Origin of the sequence: Selenomonas sp. GACV-9 (assembly GCA_900116485.1) — a bacterium.
Taxonomy (GTDB): domain Bacteria; phylum Bacillota; class Negativicutes; order Selenomonadales; family Selenomonadaceae; genus Selenomonas_A; species Selenomonas_A ruminantium_G.
Genome location: FPAX01000003.1, coordinates 142302 through 159600, shown reverse-complemented (window position 1 = coordinate 159600; position 17299 = coordinate 142302). Strand labels below are relative to the sequence as shown.

At 45.8% G+C, this 17299-nt stretch carries 12 protein-coding genes; all 12 read left to right on the top strand.

The genetic code is table 11. The features are described 5' to 3' along the window. Window positions 1–227 precede the first annotated feature (227 nt). The 12 genes from nifJ (at window position 228) to BM322_RS13790 (ending at window position 17250) form a co-directional block, all read left to right on the top strand. The gene (nifJ, locus tag BM322_RS05100) at window positions 228–3752 is read left to right on the top strand and encodes a pyruvate:ferredoxin (flavodoxin) oxidoreductase (protein ID WP_075428831.1); all 3525 of its coding nucleotides are present in this window, start codon (window positions 228–230) and stop codon (window positions 3750–3752) included. Window positions 3753–3892: 140 nt separating this feature from the next. Continuing rightward, entirely contained in the window at window positions 3893–4489 is a 597-nt protein-coding gene (locus BM322_RS05095; RefSeq protein WP_218154606.1) for a recombinase family protein, read from the top strand. Window positions 4490–4583: 94 nt separating this feature from the next. Continuing rightward, window positions 4584–6041 (top strand): ATP-binding protein, encoded by a 1458-nt coding sequence (locus BM322_RS05090; RefSeq protein ID WP_075428829.1) that lies wholly within the window; start codon window positions 4584–4586, stop codon window positions 6039–6041. Window positions 6042–6325: 284 nt separating this feature from the next. After that, window positions 6326–7747, top strand: a complete 1422-nt coding sequence (gene wbaP, locus BM322_RS05085; RefSeq protein WP_082334383.1) for an undecaprenyl-phosphate galactose phosphotransferase WbaP — start codon at window positions 6326–6328, stop codon at window positions 7745–7747. A gap of 21 nt (window positions 7748–7768) precedes the next feature. Then, window positions 7769–9142, top strand: coding sequence for a GumC family protein (locus tag BM322_RS05080; RefSeq protein WP_075428828.1), 1374 nt, complete (start codon window positions 7769–7771; stop codon window positions 9140–9142). Window positions 9143–9178: 36 nt separating this feature from the next. Then, window positions 9179–10276, top strand: coding sequence for a glycosyltransferase family 4 protein (locus BM322_RS05075; RefSeq protein ID WP_075428827.1), 1098 nt, complete (start codon window positions 9179–9181; stop codon window positions 10274–10276). Then, window positions 10276–11379, top strand: a complete 1104-nt coding sequence (locus BM322_RS05070; RefSeq protein ID WP_082334382.1) for a glycosyltransferase family 1 protein — start codon at window positions 10276–10278, stop codon at window positions 11377–11379. Before BM322_RS05075 ends, BM322_RS05070 begins: the two co-directional genes overlap by 1 nt. Before the next feature lie 171 nt (window positions 11380–11550). After that, window positions 11551–12666: an O-antigen ligase gene (locus tag BM322_RS05065; protein WP_177220821.1), complete on the top strand. Its 1116-nt coding sequence runs from the start codon at window positions 11551–11553 to the stop codon at window positions 12664–12666. Continuing rightward, window positions 12650–13783: a glycoside hydrolase family 99-like domain-containing protein gene (locus BM322_RS05060; RefSeq protein WP_082334381.1), complete on the top strand. Its 1134-nt coding sequence runs from the start codon at window positions 12650–12652 to the stop codon at window positions 13781–13783. The genes BM322_RS05065 and BM322_RS05060 overlap by 17 nt, the downstream gene beginning before the upstream one ends. A 36-nt stretch (window positions 13784–13819) precedes the next feature. Beyond that, window positions 13820–15193: a mannose-1-phosphate guanylyltransferase/mannose-6-phosphate isomerase gene (locus BM322_RS05055; RefSeq protein WP_075428825.1), complete on the top strand. Its 1374-nt coding sequence runs from the start codon at window positions 13820–13822 to the stop codon at window positions 15191–15193. A gap of 11 nt (window positions 15194–15204) precedes the next feature. Continuing rightward, complete coding sequence (locus tag BM322_RS05050) at window positions 15205–16557, top strand: phosphomannomutase (RefSeq protein ID WP_075428824.1); 1353 nt, start codon at window positions 15205–15207, stop codon at window positions 16555–16557. 24 nt (window positions 16558–16581) lie between these two features. Next, on the top strand, window positions 16582–17250 hold the full coding sequence (locus BM322_RS13790; RefSeq protein ID WP_318254540.1) for a DapH/DapD/GlmU-related protein: 669 nt from the start codon (window positions 16582–16584) through the stop codon (window positions 17248–17250). Window positions 17251–17299: the final 49 nt, after the last annotated feature.

Below are 17299 nucleotides of genomic sequence, written 5' to 3'. Positions count from 1 at the left end.
AAGTCTGACGGATGAGGTGTATATCTCGTCCGTCTTTTTATATGTAAACTTGTAACATTATATTTACATTTGTTCGTCTACGGTATATAATGATAGCTACGCGGGATATACGCAAAATTTATTGAGTCATTGATATCAGTAACATAGATTACAGAAGGAATGGCGATTTTGCGTTATCCTATCTAGGTACTCTGATATTATATCAAAGAGGGGAGCAAACAAATAACATGAGCAAACAGATGAAAACCATGGACGGCAACCAGGCTGCCGCCTATATCTCTTATGCTTTCACGGATGTTGCGGCAATCTATCCGATTACGCCGTCTTCTCCGATGGCTGAGCATGTGGACGAGGATGCAGCCAAAGGCAAGAAAAACCTTTTCGGCCAGACCGTCCGCGTCATCGAGCTGCAGTCTGAGGCTGGTGCGGCAGGTGCTGTGCATGGCTCGCTGCAGGCTGGTGCTCTGACGACTACGTATACGGCATCCCAGGGCTTCCTGCTGATGATTCCGAACCTTTATAAAGTTGCTGGTGAGCTGCTGCCGGGCGTATTCCATGTATCGGCACGTGCACTCGCTGCCAACTCGCTGAACATCTTCGGTGACCACCAGGATGTCATGGCTGCCCGCCAGACGGGCTGCGCTATGCTGGCTGAGGCCAGCGTCCAGGAGGTCATGGACCTTTCGGCTGTTGCGCACCTCGTTGCCATCAAGGGCCGCGTACCGTTCATCAACTTCTTCGACGGCTTCCGCACGTCCCATGAGATCCAGAAGATCGAGGTAGTCGACTATGATGACCTCAGCAAGATCCTCGATTGGGATGCGGTCAAAGAGTTCCGCCGCCGCGCACTGAACCCGGATCATCCGGTTATCCGCGGTACGGCCACGAACCCGGACGTATACTTCCAGAGCCGCGAGGCTTCGAACGAATACTACAACGCACTGCCGGACCTCGTTGAAGAGGCTATGGCTGACATGGCCAAGATCACGGGCCGTGAGCACCACCTGTTCGACTACTATGGCGCCGAGGATGCTGACCGCATCATCATCGCCATGGGCTCTGTCTGCCAGGCAGTCGAGGAAACGGTCGACTACCTCAACAAGAACGGTGAGAAGGTCGGTCTCATGAACGTCCATCTCTATCGCCCGTTCTCCCTCAAGCATTTCTTCCAGTTCATGCCGAAGACGGTCAAGAAGATAGCTGTCCTCGACCATACGAAGGAGCCGGGTTCCCTGGGCGAGCCGCTCTATCTTGATGTCAAGGCAGCCTTCTACAACTCTGACCTGAATCCGGTCATCGTCGGTGGCCGTTTCGGTCTCGGCGGCAAGGACACGACGCCGGATCAGATTTTTGCCGTATTCGAGGAGCTCAAGAAAGATGCACCGAAGGACGGCTTCACCATCGGTATCGAGGATGATGTCACGAATACGAGCCTTGCACCGGTCATGAGCGACGTCGACCTGACGCCGGCTGGCACGACGGCCTGCAAGTTCTGGGGCCTCGGCTCTGATGGTACGGTCGGTGCCAACAAGAGCGCTATCAAGATCATCGGTGACAAGACGGACATGTACGCACAGGCTTACTTTGCCTATGACTCCAAGAAGTCCGGCGGTATCACCATGAGCCATCTGCGTTTCGGCAAACAGCCGATCACGAGCCCGTATCTCATCAACAAGGCTGACTTCATCTCCTGCTCGCAGCAGTCCTACGTCTACAAGTATGACCTGCTGGCAGGTCTCAAGAAGGGCGGCAAGTTCCTGCTCAATACGACCTGGTCCGATGAAGACCTCACGCAGCATCTGCCGGCCTACATGAAACGCTACATCGCGAAGAACAACATCGAATTCTACACGGTAAACGCTGTGGATATCGCCAAAGAACTCGGCCTTGGTGGCCGTTTCAACATGGTCATGCAGTCGGCATTCTTCAAGATTGCCAATATTATTCCTATCGACACGGCTGTGGACTACCTCAAGGATGCCGTCGTGAAATCCTATGGCAAGAAGGGCCAGAAGATCGTCGATATGAACAACGGTGCTATCGACAAGGGCATCGAGGCTCTGCACCTCGTAACGGTACCGGCTGACTGGGCAAATGCCGAGGATGAGGCAGTCGAGAAAAAAGATGCGCCGGCATTTATCACGGAAATCCAGGAGGTCATGAACCGTCAGGAAGGCGACAAGCTGCCGGTCTCCAAGTTCGCAGGCGAGATGGCTGATGGCACGTTCCCACTGGGCGGCACGGCCTATGAGAAACGCGGTACGGCTATCAACGTACCGGTCTGGGATGCTGAGAAGTGCATTGGCTGCAACAAGTGCTCCTATGTCTGCCCGCATGCTACGATCCGTCCGGTACTCACGAGCGACGAAGAGCTCGCCGCTGCACCGGAAGGCTTCCCGTCCAAGAAAGTCAAGACGGTCAAGGACTACAACTTCACGGTGGCTGTCTCCACGATGGACTGCCTCGGCTGCGGCAACTGCGCACAGGTCTGCCCGGTCAAGGCACTCGATATGAAGCCGCTTGACGATGAACTCAAGGCAAAACAGGTCTACTTCGACTATGGCGTCGACACGAAGAAGGTCGCACCGAAGAAGAACCCGATGAAGAAAGAAACGGTTCTGGGCTCCCAGTTCGAGCAGCCGCTGTTCGAGTTCTCCGGTGCCTGCGCTGGCTGCGGCGAGACGCCGTATGCAAAACTCTTGACGCAGCTCTTCGGCGACCGCATGATGATTGCCAATGCTACGGGCTGCTCCTCCATCTGGGGCGGCAGTGCACCGGCTATGCCGTACACGACGAACAAAGACGGTCATGGCCCGGCATGGGGCAACAGCCTCTTCGAGGACAACGCAGAGTTCGGTCTCGGCATGTTCCTCGGCACGAAATCCGTCCGCGACAGCCTGGCAGCAGATGCCAAGGCAGCTGTCGAGGCTGGCAAAGGCAGTGCTGACCTGCAGGCAGCCCTGACGGAATGGGTCGAGAACCTCAACAATGGCGAGGGCACCCGCGAGCGCGCGGATAAGCTCACGGCTCTGCTGGAGGCTGAGAAGGGCAGCGATGAACTGCTGAACAAGCTCTACGAGAACAAAGATTACTTCGTCAAACGTTCCCAGTGGATCTTCGGCGGCGACGGCTGGGCATACGACATCGGCTACGGCGGTGTCGACCATGTCCTGGCATCGGGCGAAGATGTCAACATCTTCGTATTCGATACCGAGGTCTACTCCAACACGGGCGGCCAGGCATCGAAAGCTACGCCGGCTGCAGCTATCGCACAGTTCGCTGCTGCAGGCAAGAAGACGAAGAAGAAGGATCTGGGCATGATGGCCCGCACCTACGGCTATGTCTATGTGGCACAGGTCGCTATGGGCGCTGACCAGAACCAGCTCATCAAGGCCATCACCGAGGCTGAGGCATATCCAGGCCCGTCTCTGATCATCGCCTATGCACCGTGCATCAACCACGGCATCCGCAAAGGCATGGGCTGCAGCCAGCTCGAGGCCAAGCTCGCAGTCGAGTGTGGCTACTGGGCTAACTATCGTTACAACCCGCAGCTCGTCGGCACGGATAAGAATCCGTTCAGCCTTGACTCCAAGGAGCCGGACTTCGACAAGTTCCAGGAATTCCTGATGGGCGAGAACCGCTACATCAACCTCAAGCGTTCGTTCCCAGAGGCTGCTGAGGCACTCTTCGAGAAGACGCAGAACGATGCGAAGACCCGCTACGAAGGCTACAAAGCCCTGGCTGGCAAATAATATCCTATAAATCACGCGAGGACATTCTCATGTAATGTGAGAATGTCCTCTTTTTTTGTCTATACGGTTGCATTTTGCACGAGAAAGTCTATGTACTCCTAATGAGAGGTATTTTTTTCAGTCAATAGGAGGAATAGATCATGAAAAACTATGCGTACATCCGTGTATCGAGCCTTGACCAGAATGAGGCGCGTCAGCTCCGTGCCATGGAGGAACTGAAGATCCCTGCGGGCAACATCTACATCGACAAGCAGTCTGGCAAGGACTTCCATCGACGGAACTACCAAAAGCTGCTGCAGGTGCTGGAGCCAGGCGACCTGCTCTATATCCTGAGCATTGACCGCCTGGGACGCAACTATAAGGAAATCCAGAACCAATGGCGCTATCTGACCGAAGAGAAGGGTATCGACATCTGCGTCGTCGATATGCCGCTCTTAGACACGCGCCAATATAAAGACCTGCTCGGCACCTTCATTTCCGACCTCGTCCTGCAGGTGCTTTCCTTCGTAGCCGAATCTGAGCGCGACAACATCCGCAAGCGCCAGGCTCAAGGCATCGCCGCCGCCAAAGCCAAAGGCGTCCGCTTCGGCCGTCCCGAGGTCAGCGTCCCCAGAAACTTCCCCGTTCTCGTCAATAAATGGCGCAGCAACAAGATAACTCGCGAAGAGATTCTGCAAACTTGCAAAATGAGCAAAGCAACATTCTATAGAAAAGTTCGAGAAATGGAAGTAATTTAAGAAGTTTCTCAACAAATTAGCGCAATAACTTAATAAATATCTTGAATATGTTAAGTTATTGCGCTAAAATTTAAGATAAAAGGAGGGAAGTAAAATGATAACTGAAGAACTTATTGAATTAACGAAATGGATTTTAGATAAAAAGACCGAACGACAAGATTTGGAAATAAAAGCGGCACATGGGGGCTGTCCAAAAAGACTTTATGATACCTTGTCCAGTTTTTCGAATCAGGACGGAGGGGGAGTCCTTTTCTTTGGTATTGACGAAAAGGAAGGTTTCAAACTGACTGGTGTATATGATTTGCAGGATTTACAAAAGAAAGTTGTGGAGCAGTGTAATCAGATGGTACCGCCTGTTCGAGCGGTTTTTACCGTGGCAGAGGTTGATGGAGTGGATGTTTGCTCGGCGGAAATACCGGGACTTGAGCTATCTGAACGGCCGTGTTACTACAAAGGGGCAGGGCGGTTGAAGGGGGCGTATACCCGTGTCGGTGATGCGGATATGGTGATGACAGAATACGAACTCTATAGTTATGAAGCTTTTCGTAAACATTTGCATGATGATGAGCGTCCCATAGACCGTGCTATGCTTGAGGATTTGGATGCTGGTATACTTGGCTCATATATGCAGGCGAAGAAAGCAGAACGTCCGGGATTTGCACAGCTGTCAGAGAAACGAGCCTATGAGTTGATGGATGTCGTGCGAAAAGGTAAGCCGACCTTGGCTGCTGTCATGAACATGGGGATTTATCCACAGGGGTTCATGCCACAGCTTTGCATCACGGCAGTGGTGGTGCCGGGTGATGATATTGGGGATACTGATGAACAGGATATCCGTTTCCTTGATAACAAGCGAATTGAAGGAACACTTTCGGAGCAAGTGGCAGAGGCAATAGCCTTTTGTAAGCGGAATATGAAGACAAGAACCATCATAGATAAGCAGACGGGGATGCGCAAGGACATTGACGAATATCCTATTGCTGCAATCCGCGAAGCGATATTGAATGCCGTCGTGCATCGCGATTATAGTATCTATACTGAGGGGACACCGGTGCAATTGGTTCTTTACCGCGACCGGATGGAGATTCATAGTCCTGGTAACTTGTATGGACGTATGACTGTGGATCAGCTGGGAGTGGCAAGACCGGATTTACGTAATCCTGCTTTGGCGACAATGGCAGAGTCTTTGAATCGCGTTGAAAATCGCTACTCGGGCATCCCAACAATGCGTCGGGAGATGAAGCAATATGGTTTGCCAGAACCGGTCTTTGAGAACCGGCGGAATGAATTTGTGGTAACATTTTATAATGCGCAAGAAACAGCGCAGCAGGAAGAGATAGCAAATGCGGAGAGGGGGCAAGATGCGTCAGGTTTACTGGAGTTCTGTCGGACACCGCGTACTAGGGCGGAGATCAAAGAATTCATGAAGATAGACACGTTTTCATATATCCGCAACCGCTATATCGAACCGCTGGTTAAGTCTGGGCAAATGAAACTTACGTTGCCGGATAAGCCGCGCAGTGCTAAGCAACAATACCAAACGGTAAAGTAAAACAGTATAACTACGGGAAGCAAAAACGCCATCCTTACAGGGAATAGCCCTTGTAAGGATGGCGTTTTGTATTTGTTCAGTCTCATAAAGTGTACTTTTTGAGACAGCGCATTCACAACCTCCATTATAACAAATGGCGTTGTGGATGTCTATTTTTTTGCCTATTTTACGTGTCTAGATGAAGGTTTTGAGAATATACGACAAGTTTTGAGACATTTTTCGTGCATTATCAATAAGTACACTTTTTGATAATAGTTGCAATAGAAAATGTAAGGAGATATGCAATGAATCTAGTACGGCCATGTTGTCATGGCAAATCTAAATATAAGAGAGAAGGCTATATCACACCTATCGTCTTTTTGGCGGCTGATTACCTGTTCGTGCTTTTGACGGCACAGTTGGTGACAGCTGCCTATGGTTTGTCTGTCAATAGCAGCTATATATACCTATGGCTGCCATTGACCTTCATATTGTTCCTGGCGCAAGGCCGGGCGTATGCCACGATGCAGCCAATCATCTATATGGTTCGCAATATCTTCTATGGCGTGACGTTTGCCTTGGTTGGCTGCGTGGTAGCACTGTATTTCTTCACGAGCTGGCAGGCTCCTAGGTCATTCTTCCTAGTATTTTGGCTTGTGCTGCTGGTTATGGTCTATAGCGAGCGGTTAGCTATCAGCGCATATCTCAAGTATCGGAAACATCTATACGAAGATGTAATCCTCATCGGTGCTGGCAGGACTGCGGAGAGAGCACTGCATTTCTTCCAGGATGACCTAGGCTATCGCTACAATGTGGTGGGCTTCTTGGATGATGATCCCATCTCAGAGAAGATTGTCGCGAGATACAAGGTACTGGGGAAAGTAGAGGATGCGGAATCCGTTCTCCAAGACAGTACAGTGCAGACCGTGATTATAACTGCTCCGGGGATGGAGCGGGACAAAATGCAAAAGCTGATTACGACCGTTCAGCCGCATGTAAGGCACCTTGCCTACGTGCCGGATCTGATTGGGACACCGATGGTGGGCGTAGAGGCGCAGGTTTTGTTTGCAGAGGAAATATTGATGCTGCAAATGCGGAACAACTTGGCAATGCGCCGTAATCGAATATATAAGCGCATATTTGATTTGATATGCACGGTGAGCGGTGGATTATTGATACTTCCATTCCTTCTCATTATCAGTGTGTTAGTGGCAATAGAGAATAAGGGAACTGTGATTTTCGCTCATCGTCGTATTGGCAAGGATGGTAGGGAATTCGCTTGCTATAAATTCCAGACGATGATTCCGAATGCACAGGAAAAGCTGGAAGAGTATCTAGCAGCAAATCCGGAAGCTCGCAAGGAATGGGAAGAATCATTCAAACTTACAAACGATCCTCGAGTGACGAGATTGGGAGGATTCTTGCGGAAAACTAGTCTGGATGAATTGCCACAATTATGGAATGTAATCAAAGGCGATATGAGTTTGGTGGGGCCAAGACCTATCGTTGAAAAGGAAATCAAACGCTATGGCCAATATTTTCGGGAGTACTCCATGGTATTGCCGGGGATTACCGGAATGTGGCAGGCGAGTGGCAGAAGTGATACTACCTACGCGGAGCGTGTCGCTATGGATACATGGTATGTACGGAATTGGTCTGTATGGCTAGACATCATGTATCTGGCCAAGACATTTACCGCTGTTATTTTCAGAAAAGGTGCTTATTAACCAAGTAAGGAGAACAAATAGATGGAAAACAAACTGCAATCACAAGTACAGGAAGACACGATAGATTTGGGGAGACTGGCGCGGGTTGCTGGAAGACATAAAAAGGAAGTTGGCAGTGTCATCATAGTTAGTACCCTGCTGGCGGCTGGGATTAGTTTTACATTGCCAAAACAATATGAATCTACAGCCTTGGTGCAGACGAGAAGTGTAGGCAAGGATCTTGGTGGTCTATCTTCTATGGCAAGCATGATGGGGATAAATATTGGCGGCGGTAGCAGTAACTCTGCCTCGCCGACTAACTACATAGAACTGATGAAGTCTCGTCATGTACTGGAGCCAGTTATCGATTCTCTGGAGTGGTCGGATGAAAAACATAAGCCAAGTGCTGCCGGTTTTGCGAAGAGTAATCTGGATATAAAGAATACCAAACAGACGAATCTGATTACAGTTACGGCAAAAGGTCGTACACCAGAAGAAGCTCAGAAAATCAGTCAGGGCGTAGTGGATAGCTTCCTAGCCATGCAGACGTATATGAACCAGCAGACGCAGAGCCTGTTGGTGAAATTCCTCAATGAGAGAATCGAGACGGCAAAGAAAGAATCTGAGGATGCTGACCAGAAGCTGGCAATGTTTTCAAAGGAGCATCAAATATACAGTCCGGATGACCAGGCAAAAGCAGTGATTGAGCAGTTGGCAGCTTTTGACAAAGCAATTGGCGAAATGCAGGTGCAGCAGAAATCATCACAAGCTCAGTATGATGTTGCAACGCAAAAACTTGGTGAACAAAAAGCTGGAACACGCAATTACAGTATCAATGATAACAGCACGGTTCAGTCCATCCGTGCGTCAATCGTAGAAAAGGAAGTAGAGCTGGTAGGTCTCAAACAGAAATATACAGAAAAGCATCCAGATGTGATTGCCGCGCGGCGTCAGCTGAACGAATTGCACAGCTCCTTGGAAAACGAAGTAAACGCAATCGTCAGCTCGAATGCAGCCACGATTAATGCTGCCCAGATGACACTACTGCAGAATCAGGCTGTGGCTGAGGCAGAGAGGGACGCAGCAGTTGCTAGTGAATCTGCCATCAAGGCACAGAAAGAAAAGAAAGAACAGGAAATCGGCAAGCTGCCAGACGATATGATGACCTTCCTGCAGCTCAAGAGTGATGCAGAAATCAAGCAGAAAATCTATATGAGTTTGGTACAGGAATGTGAACAAGATAAGATCCAGGAAGCTATGCAGAGTATGGATATACAGGTAATCGATTCCGCTGACTTGCCAGACGAGGATAAACCGGTAGCGCCGAGAAAGAAACTGATTACAGCTGTTGGTTTCGTCTTGGGATGTATGATTGCTTTTGGATATAGCCTGATTTGTTATAAACGTGAAGCGTGAAATTTGATTGCAGGATAAGGAGAGGTTAGGAAGAGCATGAAAGTGGCAATTGTCCATGATTGGTTCGTAACTTATGCCGGAGCAGAACGTGTGGTAGAACAGCTTTTGGAACTATATCCTGATGCAGACTTGTTTTCTACAGTGGATTTTCTACCAGAAGGGCAACGAGAATTTATTAAAAATAAGAAAATACACACTACATTTATCCAAAAACTGCCAGGAGCAAGAAGACACTATAGAACGTATTTGCCTTTGATGCCATTGGCAATCGAGCAGTTAGATTTATCCGGATATGACCTTGTTATTTCAAGCTCATCCTGTGTATCCAAAGGGGTAATAACTGGTCCCAATCAGGTGCATGTTTCCTATGTACATAGTCCTGTTCGATATGCTTGGGATTTGACACATCAATATCTAAACGAGGCAAATCTAAATCATGGTATGAAGGGCTGGTTAGCCAAGGTAATCCTTCACTATATGCGGATGTGGGATACACGGACAGCAAATGGTGTGGATTATTATATCGCCAATTCAAAATTCATAGCCAAGCGTATCAAGAAGGTTTATGGCAGAGACGCTAAGGTCATATATCCTCCTGTCGATATTGAAGCATTTTCATATTGTGAGAAAAAAGAAGAATATTACTTAACTGCTTCCCGTTTGGTGCCATATAAAAAAGTGAAGCTGATTGTAGAGGCTTTCAATGATATGCCTGATAAGAAATTGGTAGTAATCGGTGATGGTCCGGATTTTGCAAAAATCAAAGCGATAGCTGGAGAAAATATCATACTGATGGGATATCAGCCATTTGATGTATTGAAAGAAAAAATGCAGCATGCAAAAGCCTTCGTTTTTGCTGCAGAAGAAGATTTTGGCATCACACCAGTAGAGGCACAGGCTTGTGGAACTCCTGTTATTGCTTATGGGAAAGGTGGGGCATTAGAAACAGTTGAAGAAAATAAAACGGGTATTTTCTTTGATGAGCAAACTGTGGCTAGTATTGCAAATGCAGTGAATATGTTTTCAGATGTTACTGTTATTACAGCGGAAAAATGCCGTAAGAATGCAGAAAAATATGGGATATCAAGATTTAGGAATGAACTTCAAAAACATATTGGAGATATATTGAAGTGATGGAAAATGAGAAAAGGTTGCGTGTAGGTGTAGATGTTCGCATGCTAAAATCTTCCGGTATAGGTAAGGTTATTGAAAATGTACTAACAAGAATGATACCTATGCGGCAAGATTGGTTCTTTTATCTTATAGGAAAAAAGGATGAGATTGATGATATGTCATTCTCTTCGAATAAGAATGTACATATTATAGAGTGTGATTGTCCTATTTACTCCATAAGAGAACAATTTGTTTTACCGCGAATTATACCTAAGGATTTAGATTGCTTTTGGTCGCCTCATTATAATGTGCCTGTTTTCTACAAAGGAAAATTGATAGTAACCATACATGATTTGGCACATTTAGCATTAAAAAAAATCAACAAATCAATTCTGAAACGCGCTTATGCTAACATAATGTTTAGGTTAGCAACGTATAAAGCTAGTAGAATTATATGTGTTTCGCAATTTACAAGACAAGAACTAATAAAATATATTCCTAATGTTGATGTTGAAAAGATTAGTGTCGTTTATAATGGCGTCAATGAAAAATGGAAGCATATTAAGAGAGAGAAATCTCCACATACAAAGCCATATTTCGTATATGTGGGGAATATAAAACCACATAAAAATCTGCATCGATTGATTGAAGCTTATAAAACGATAATAGATGACGTAGAACAAGATCTTATATTGGTTGGGAAAAAAGATGGATTCATCACAGGGGCAGATAATATAGCAGAAATTATAAAAGGGTATGAGAATCGGATAATATTTACAGGTTATGTGTCGGACGATTTGCTTATGCAATATGTGGCAAATTCTGATGCACTGGTATTTCCCTCTCTATATGAGGGGTTTGGCCTTCCACCTCTAGAAGCATTAGCGGCTGAGAAAAGAGTGATAGTATCAAACGTGGCATCGATACCGGAAGTATGTGGTGATTGTGCAGATTATTTCAATCCGTATGATGTTAATGATATTGCGGATAAGTTAAAAGATGAAAAACGAAAGATAAATATTGATGAGTGGCTTTGTAAATTCGATTGGAATGATAAGGTGAATGAAATTATGAATATAATAGAAGCTATATGTGAATCGGATGTAAAAGTTATGAAGGGATGATTTCAATTGTTGTTCGTTATGAAATTGCTCATATATATAGCGATTATGACAACATCATTCGATATATTTTTAGCATGGCAAATAAGCGGAACGGTAAGGTTTTGTCAGTTGGTTATGTTTATTCCTTATGCTTATTTGCTATGGGCGTTAAAAGTAAGAAGGATAATTATTATGCCAAAAGCAATAGGATGGCTTTGCTTTTGGAATATTTTTATATTGCTTTTTGTATTGAATACTGATGAGCTGGTAAGGAGTGTTGGGTATTGGCTTTGGCTTACACAAGATATATTAAATATTATATTGCTTGTAAATGTCTTTGTAAGTACAAAACAGGTTAAGTCATTACTGCGTGTTTATTGTTTATCATTTGTTATGGTAGCTGTATTTGGATTATTTCAATTCATTGCTGCGCCTTTTTTGAAAATGAATACACCATTGGTTGCGCAGTGGTGGATTCCTGGGGTGTTAGCAAGGATTAATGGTTTTTCATATGAACCTTCGTATTTTGCTACATATATGCTTATGGGATGGTGTGTTTTATTAGTCTTGTTAAAATATGACAATGAAGTCTTATTTAATCGGTTAAAACTAAGGCTAATGTTTTGCGTTGTAAGTGCATCTATGATATTGAGCAGCTCTAGAATGGGAATCATGATGATGATTTGTGTGGTGGCTTTGCCAAGATTTTGCAAGGAAATAAAAGAAATAATACTTAATTTCATGAAAAATAAAATTCATATTAAGTATATTAAATGTTTGCTAGTAGTATTAGTGATGTGTTTCTGTATAGGTAATATAGTACCCTTTGATGATCTTTTTGATGAATACGGTTTTTTGCTTGAGGGAACTGGTATAGGAGGAACAGCTGCACACTCGGTAGATACACGTGCGGATAATATGGAAAAGACTTTAGTGGCATTTTATGATAATCCTATCATAGGCTCTAGTTTAGGTGGCGTGGCTGAGAAAATAGCAATATCAAACAATCAAAGTGGCGATACGAAAGATAATGAAGGGTCGGCGGTAGCACTGGAAGTATTAGCGGCATCAGGGATTGTTGGTATTATTCCTTTTTTAGTGTATTTCTATAAATTAATTAAATCATCGGTAGAATCACTGGTATATGATGATGGAATAGGGGAAGGATTGTTAATTGCATTAATTGCTGAAATATTGATTTTGCAATTGAATCAAAATATTCTTCGGCCGTATTTTTGGATGCATATAGCAGTGCTTTCAGTATATTTGAGATGGAAAAAGGAAGAGAAAAGTGTGTTCTGTAAATAGGATAAAGGTTATAGCAAATTATCTGCCACAGTTTCATGTGATACCAGAAAATAGTAAATGGTGGGGAGATGGTTTTACTGATTGGCTGGCAGTAAAACGAACGCAACCATTATATAAAGGGCATAGTCAGCCTAGAATACCATTAGACAAACATTATTATCATTTAGATGATGTGGATGAGATTCGATGGCAAGCACAATTGGCAAAGAAATATGGAGTATATGGATTCGGGATATATCATTATTGGTTTTCATCCGAATTGAAGTTGTTGGAGAAACCTGCGGAGTTGATTCGTGATAATAGTGATATTGATATAAATTATCTATTTCTTTGGGATAATACTTCATGGACAAGAACCTGGAGTAAAGAACGATTGATGAATGATTGGGCTCCTGATTATGATGGGGATATTTCGCAAGAAGAAATAGATAATGGCGGTGTATTAGCTAAACTGGTATACGGGACGAAAGAAGATTGGAAAAAGCATTTCGATTATTTGTTGTCATTCTTTCGGGACAGCAGATATATCAAAATAGATAATAAGCCTGTGTTTGGCATCTTTCAACCACATAACCAATTTTCGGTCATAAAAGATATGGTTGAGTATTGGGATAAGTTAGCGAAAGAAAATGGTTTTGCAGGAATCATTTGTATGACAAAAGATAATTGGCGCAATGAGAATCTGGAATATCGTATACGATATTCGCCATTCTCGCCAAATTATTTTATGGATGCGTTGAAGAATAAAGTCAATAACGTCATAAGTAAGAAGATGAAAAGAATCAGGTTTGCTAGTTATGACAAATGTTGGCGAAGGATATTGCGGGATGCAGAAAAAGCGGATTCGAAGACATTCCTTAGTGGATTTGTAGATTTTGATGATACACCAAGACGTGGCCGGATGGCACGGATTATGAAAGGTGGAACACCAGAGAAATTTGGCAGATATCTGAAACGACTTATGGAAATATCCCGTAAAAAAGAAATAGAATATGTATTCGTTACTGCTTGGAATGAATGGGGAGAAGGCGCATATCTGGAGCCTGATGAAACAAAAGGCTATGCGTATTTAGAAGCGTTAAAGAAGGCTGTTGATGAAGTGAATGCTGAAGGTTGAATAAGGCTAGCAAATGATGAGGGGAAGGATAACATTTTGAAAATCATAATCTTAGCCGGTGGCGGCGGATCGCGTTTGTTTCCACTATCGCGTAAGTCTTATCCCAAGCAGTTTTTATGCCTGGAAGATGAGAACTCCTTGCTAGCTCATACAGTGAAACGGTTTATGTCTTTTGTATCAGCAGAGGATATAATCGTCATTACCAATCAGAAGTACTTGTATCATGTGCAGAATGAACTGAGCGAATGCAATGCGGAGTCGGCACATGTCCTGCTGGAGCCGGTAGCCCGCAATACTGCTCCGGCGATTGCTCTGGGAGCGGAGTTCTGCCGTTCTGAGCTGGCATGTGACGAAGATGAAATGTTGCTAGTGGCAGCAGCAGACCATGTGATTCGTCCGTTGGATGAGTTCAAGCGTTGCGTGGATTCAGCTGAGCAGGCAGCTAAGACAGGCCAGCTGGTAACGTTTGGCATTCCGGCGAAACGACCAGAGACTGGCTATGGCTACATTGAAACCGAAACTACGGATGCTGTAGTAAGGAAGGTGACGTCCTTCAAGGAGAAGCCGGATTTCGTCACGGCAGAAAAGTATGTAGCGGCTGGCAATTATTACTGGAATTCTGGCATGTTTGCTTTTTCACTTGGAACGATAAAGGCTGAGCTTGCGGCTTATCAGCCAGAGATTGCGCAGCAGATGGATGGCGGCTATGATCATCTGCTGGCTGCTTTCGGTGACTTGCCAGAAATCTCTATCGACTATGCGGTAGCAGAGCGCTCACAAAATGTATGCATGGTAGAGCTTTCCTGCTATTGGAATGACATCGGTTCCTGGGATGCCATGTACGATATCTTGCCTAAGGATGCCAATGGCAATGCTGTCAAGGGAGATGTATTGGCCCTTGACTGCAAGGATTCACTGATTATGGGGCGTGACCGGCTGATTGCTGGCATCGGTCTTGATGATTTGCTGTTGGTGGAGACTGATGACGTTATCGTCGTAGCGAAGAAGGGCGAATCCCAGAAGGTCAAAAATGTGGTAGAAAAGCTGAAGGCAATGAACCGCAAGGAGGCGGTAGAGCATACCACGATCTTCCATGAATGGGGCACATCCTCTATCATTGGCCAGGGTAAAGGCTACCGGATGAAAAAAGTCCGGGTGATGCCTGGCAAGAAACTGGCATTGCAGATGCACTACCATCGGACAGAGCATTGGGTAGTCCTGCGCGGTACGGCTGAAGTCGTGCGTGGGGAAGCGCGTATGTTCATCCATGAGGAAGAATCTGTATTCATTCCCCAGACGGTAAGACATCAGTTGGCCAATCCAGGCAAGATTCCATTGGAGCTGATTGAGATACAGAATGGAGCCTACATCAGCGAGGATGACATAGTAAGGTTTGCAGACCCAGAATAAGGAAGGATTATATGAGTTTTTGCGTAGAGGCATTCGGTGCTTACGATATCCGAGGGATTTATCCGGATACCATAAATGAAGAGATAGCTTATCGCATTGGGCGATTTTTCCCTGAGTTGTTCTCGGCGAGAAAAGTTGTCGTGGGAAATGATATCCGCTTGTCTGGCCCAGTTTTGAAGGCGGCATTGGTAAAAGGTCTTACGGAGTCTGGCTGTGATGTCATCGACATCGGGCAATGTGGCACGGAGATGATCTACTTTGCCACGGCACATCTGCAGCTGGACGGCGGCATCATGATTACCGCCAGCCATAATCCGAAGGAATACAACGGCATGAAGTTCGTCCGGCAGGAGGCTCGACCGATTTCTGGAGATACAGGACTGCGGGAGTTGGAAAAACAGGTAGCAGATGGTGAGCTTCCGGCTAAGGCAGAGAGCGTTGGCCGAGTCGAGAAGCTGGATATCGTGGAGGATTATGTAAAGCATATCCTTTCATATGTGGATGTAGCCAAGCTGAAGCCATTGAAAGTCGTGGTCAATGCCGGCAACGGTGCTGCAGGGCCAATCCTTGATGTGATGGAGAAGTACCTGTCCTTCGAACTGGTAAAGGTCCATCATACACCAGATGGCAACTTCCCGAATGGTGTACCGAATCCACTGCTGCCAGAGAATCGTGAGTCTACCGCCAAAGCTGTGCGTGAGTTTGGTGCTGATGCAGGTATTGCTTGGGACGGAGATTTTGACCGTTGCTTCATGTTCGATGAGCAAGGAAACTTCATCGAGGGCTATTATATGGTTGGTTTCCTTGCCAAAGCATTCCTGCAGAAGAATCCTGGCGAGAAGATCATCTATGATCCGCGTCTGACATGGAATACCGAAGAGTTGGTCAAGGAAAACGGCGGTATCCCCGTGATGTCCAAGAGTGGTCATGCCTTTATCAAGGAAAAGATGCGCGAGGAGAATGCCATTTATGGTGGCGAGATGAGTGCGCATCACTATTTCCGGGATTTTTCCTATTGTGACAGTGGCATGATCCCGTGGCTGCTGGTGTTGGAACTGCTTTCCAATACAGATAAAACCTTGTCAGAACTGATGCAGGAACGTATGGATCGGTATCCATGCTCAGGGGAAATCAACAGCAAGGTCAAGGATGCGGACGAAGTCCTGAAACGTATCGAAGCAGAGTATGGTCCGAAAGGCAAGATAACGAGGATTGATGGTTTATCCGTGGAGTTTGAGGATTGGCGCTTTAATCTGCGCAAGTCCAATACGGAACCAGTCATAAGACTGAACGTGGAGACCCGTCAGAATGAAGAGCTGATGCAAAAGAAAACTTCAGAACTGCTGGCTGGTATTCGTGCGTAACAGGAGTGGATGATATTGGAATTAGTGAGCTTGCGGCGTCTGCATCTACTGAAAGAACGACTTAGGCGACAGGGATTCTTCTGGTCTATGCAGTTCTATTATCAACGTATATGTAAGTTGATTTATGGGCTGATGGTCTTTGGGCGCAAGGATATATGCATTTTCCCTGACACGCGGTTAGGTGGCATTGATCATATGCGCATCGGAAAAGGGTTTACTGCTGGTCGAGGCCTGTGGCTAGAAGCAGTGACAGACTATCCAGCCGCAGGGCAGGTATTTTCGCCAGAACTTATCATCGGTGACAGAGTCAACGTTGGGGAGTATGTGCATATTGGCTGCAACCATCGGATTGTCATTGGTGATGATGTATTGATGGGGAGCAAGATTTATATCACTGACCACAATCATGGCGTGTATCGTGGCGATAATTCGGAGAGTCCTAATGTTCCTCCCACTGAAAGGTGCCTGACTGCAAATGAGAGCGTGGAGATTGGTGATAGGTGCTGGATTGGGGAGTTTGTGACAATCCTTCCTGGTGTCATTATTGGTGAAGGATGTATTATTGGCAGTCATAGTACGGTTACTCATAATATTCCGGCAAATAGTATTGCTGTAGGATGTCCTGCACAAGTGTTAAAACGATGGGACGAAGATAGCAGACGATGGATAAGACTAGGATCTAAAAATCCATGAGTGTCAAATTTTATAAAAATATATACAACTAAAGGGGCACGTTTGGTTT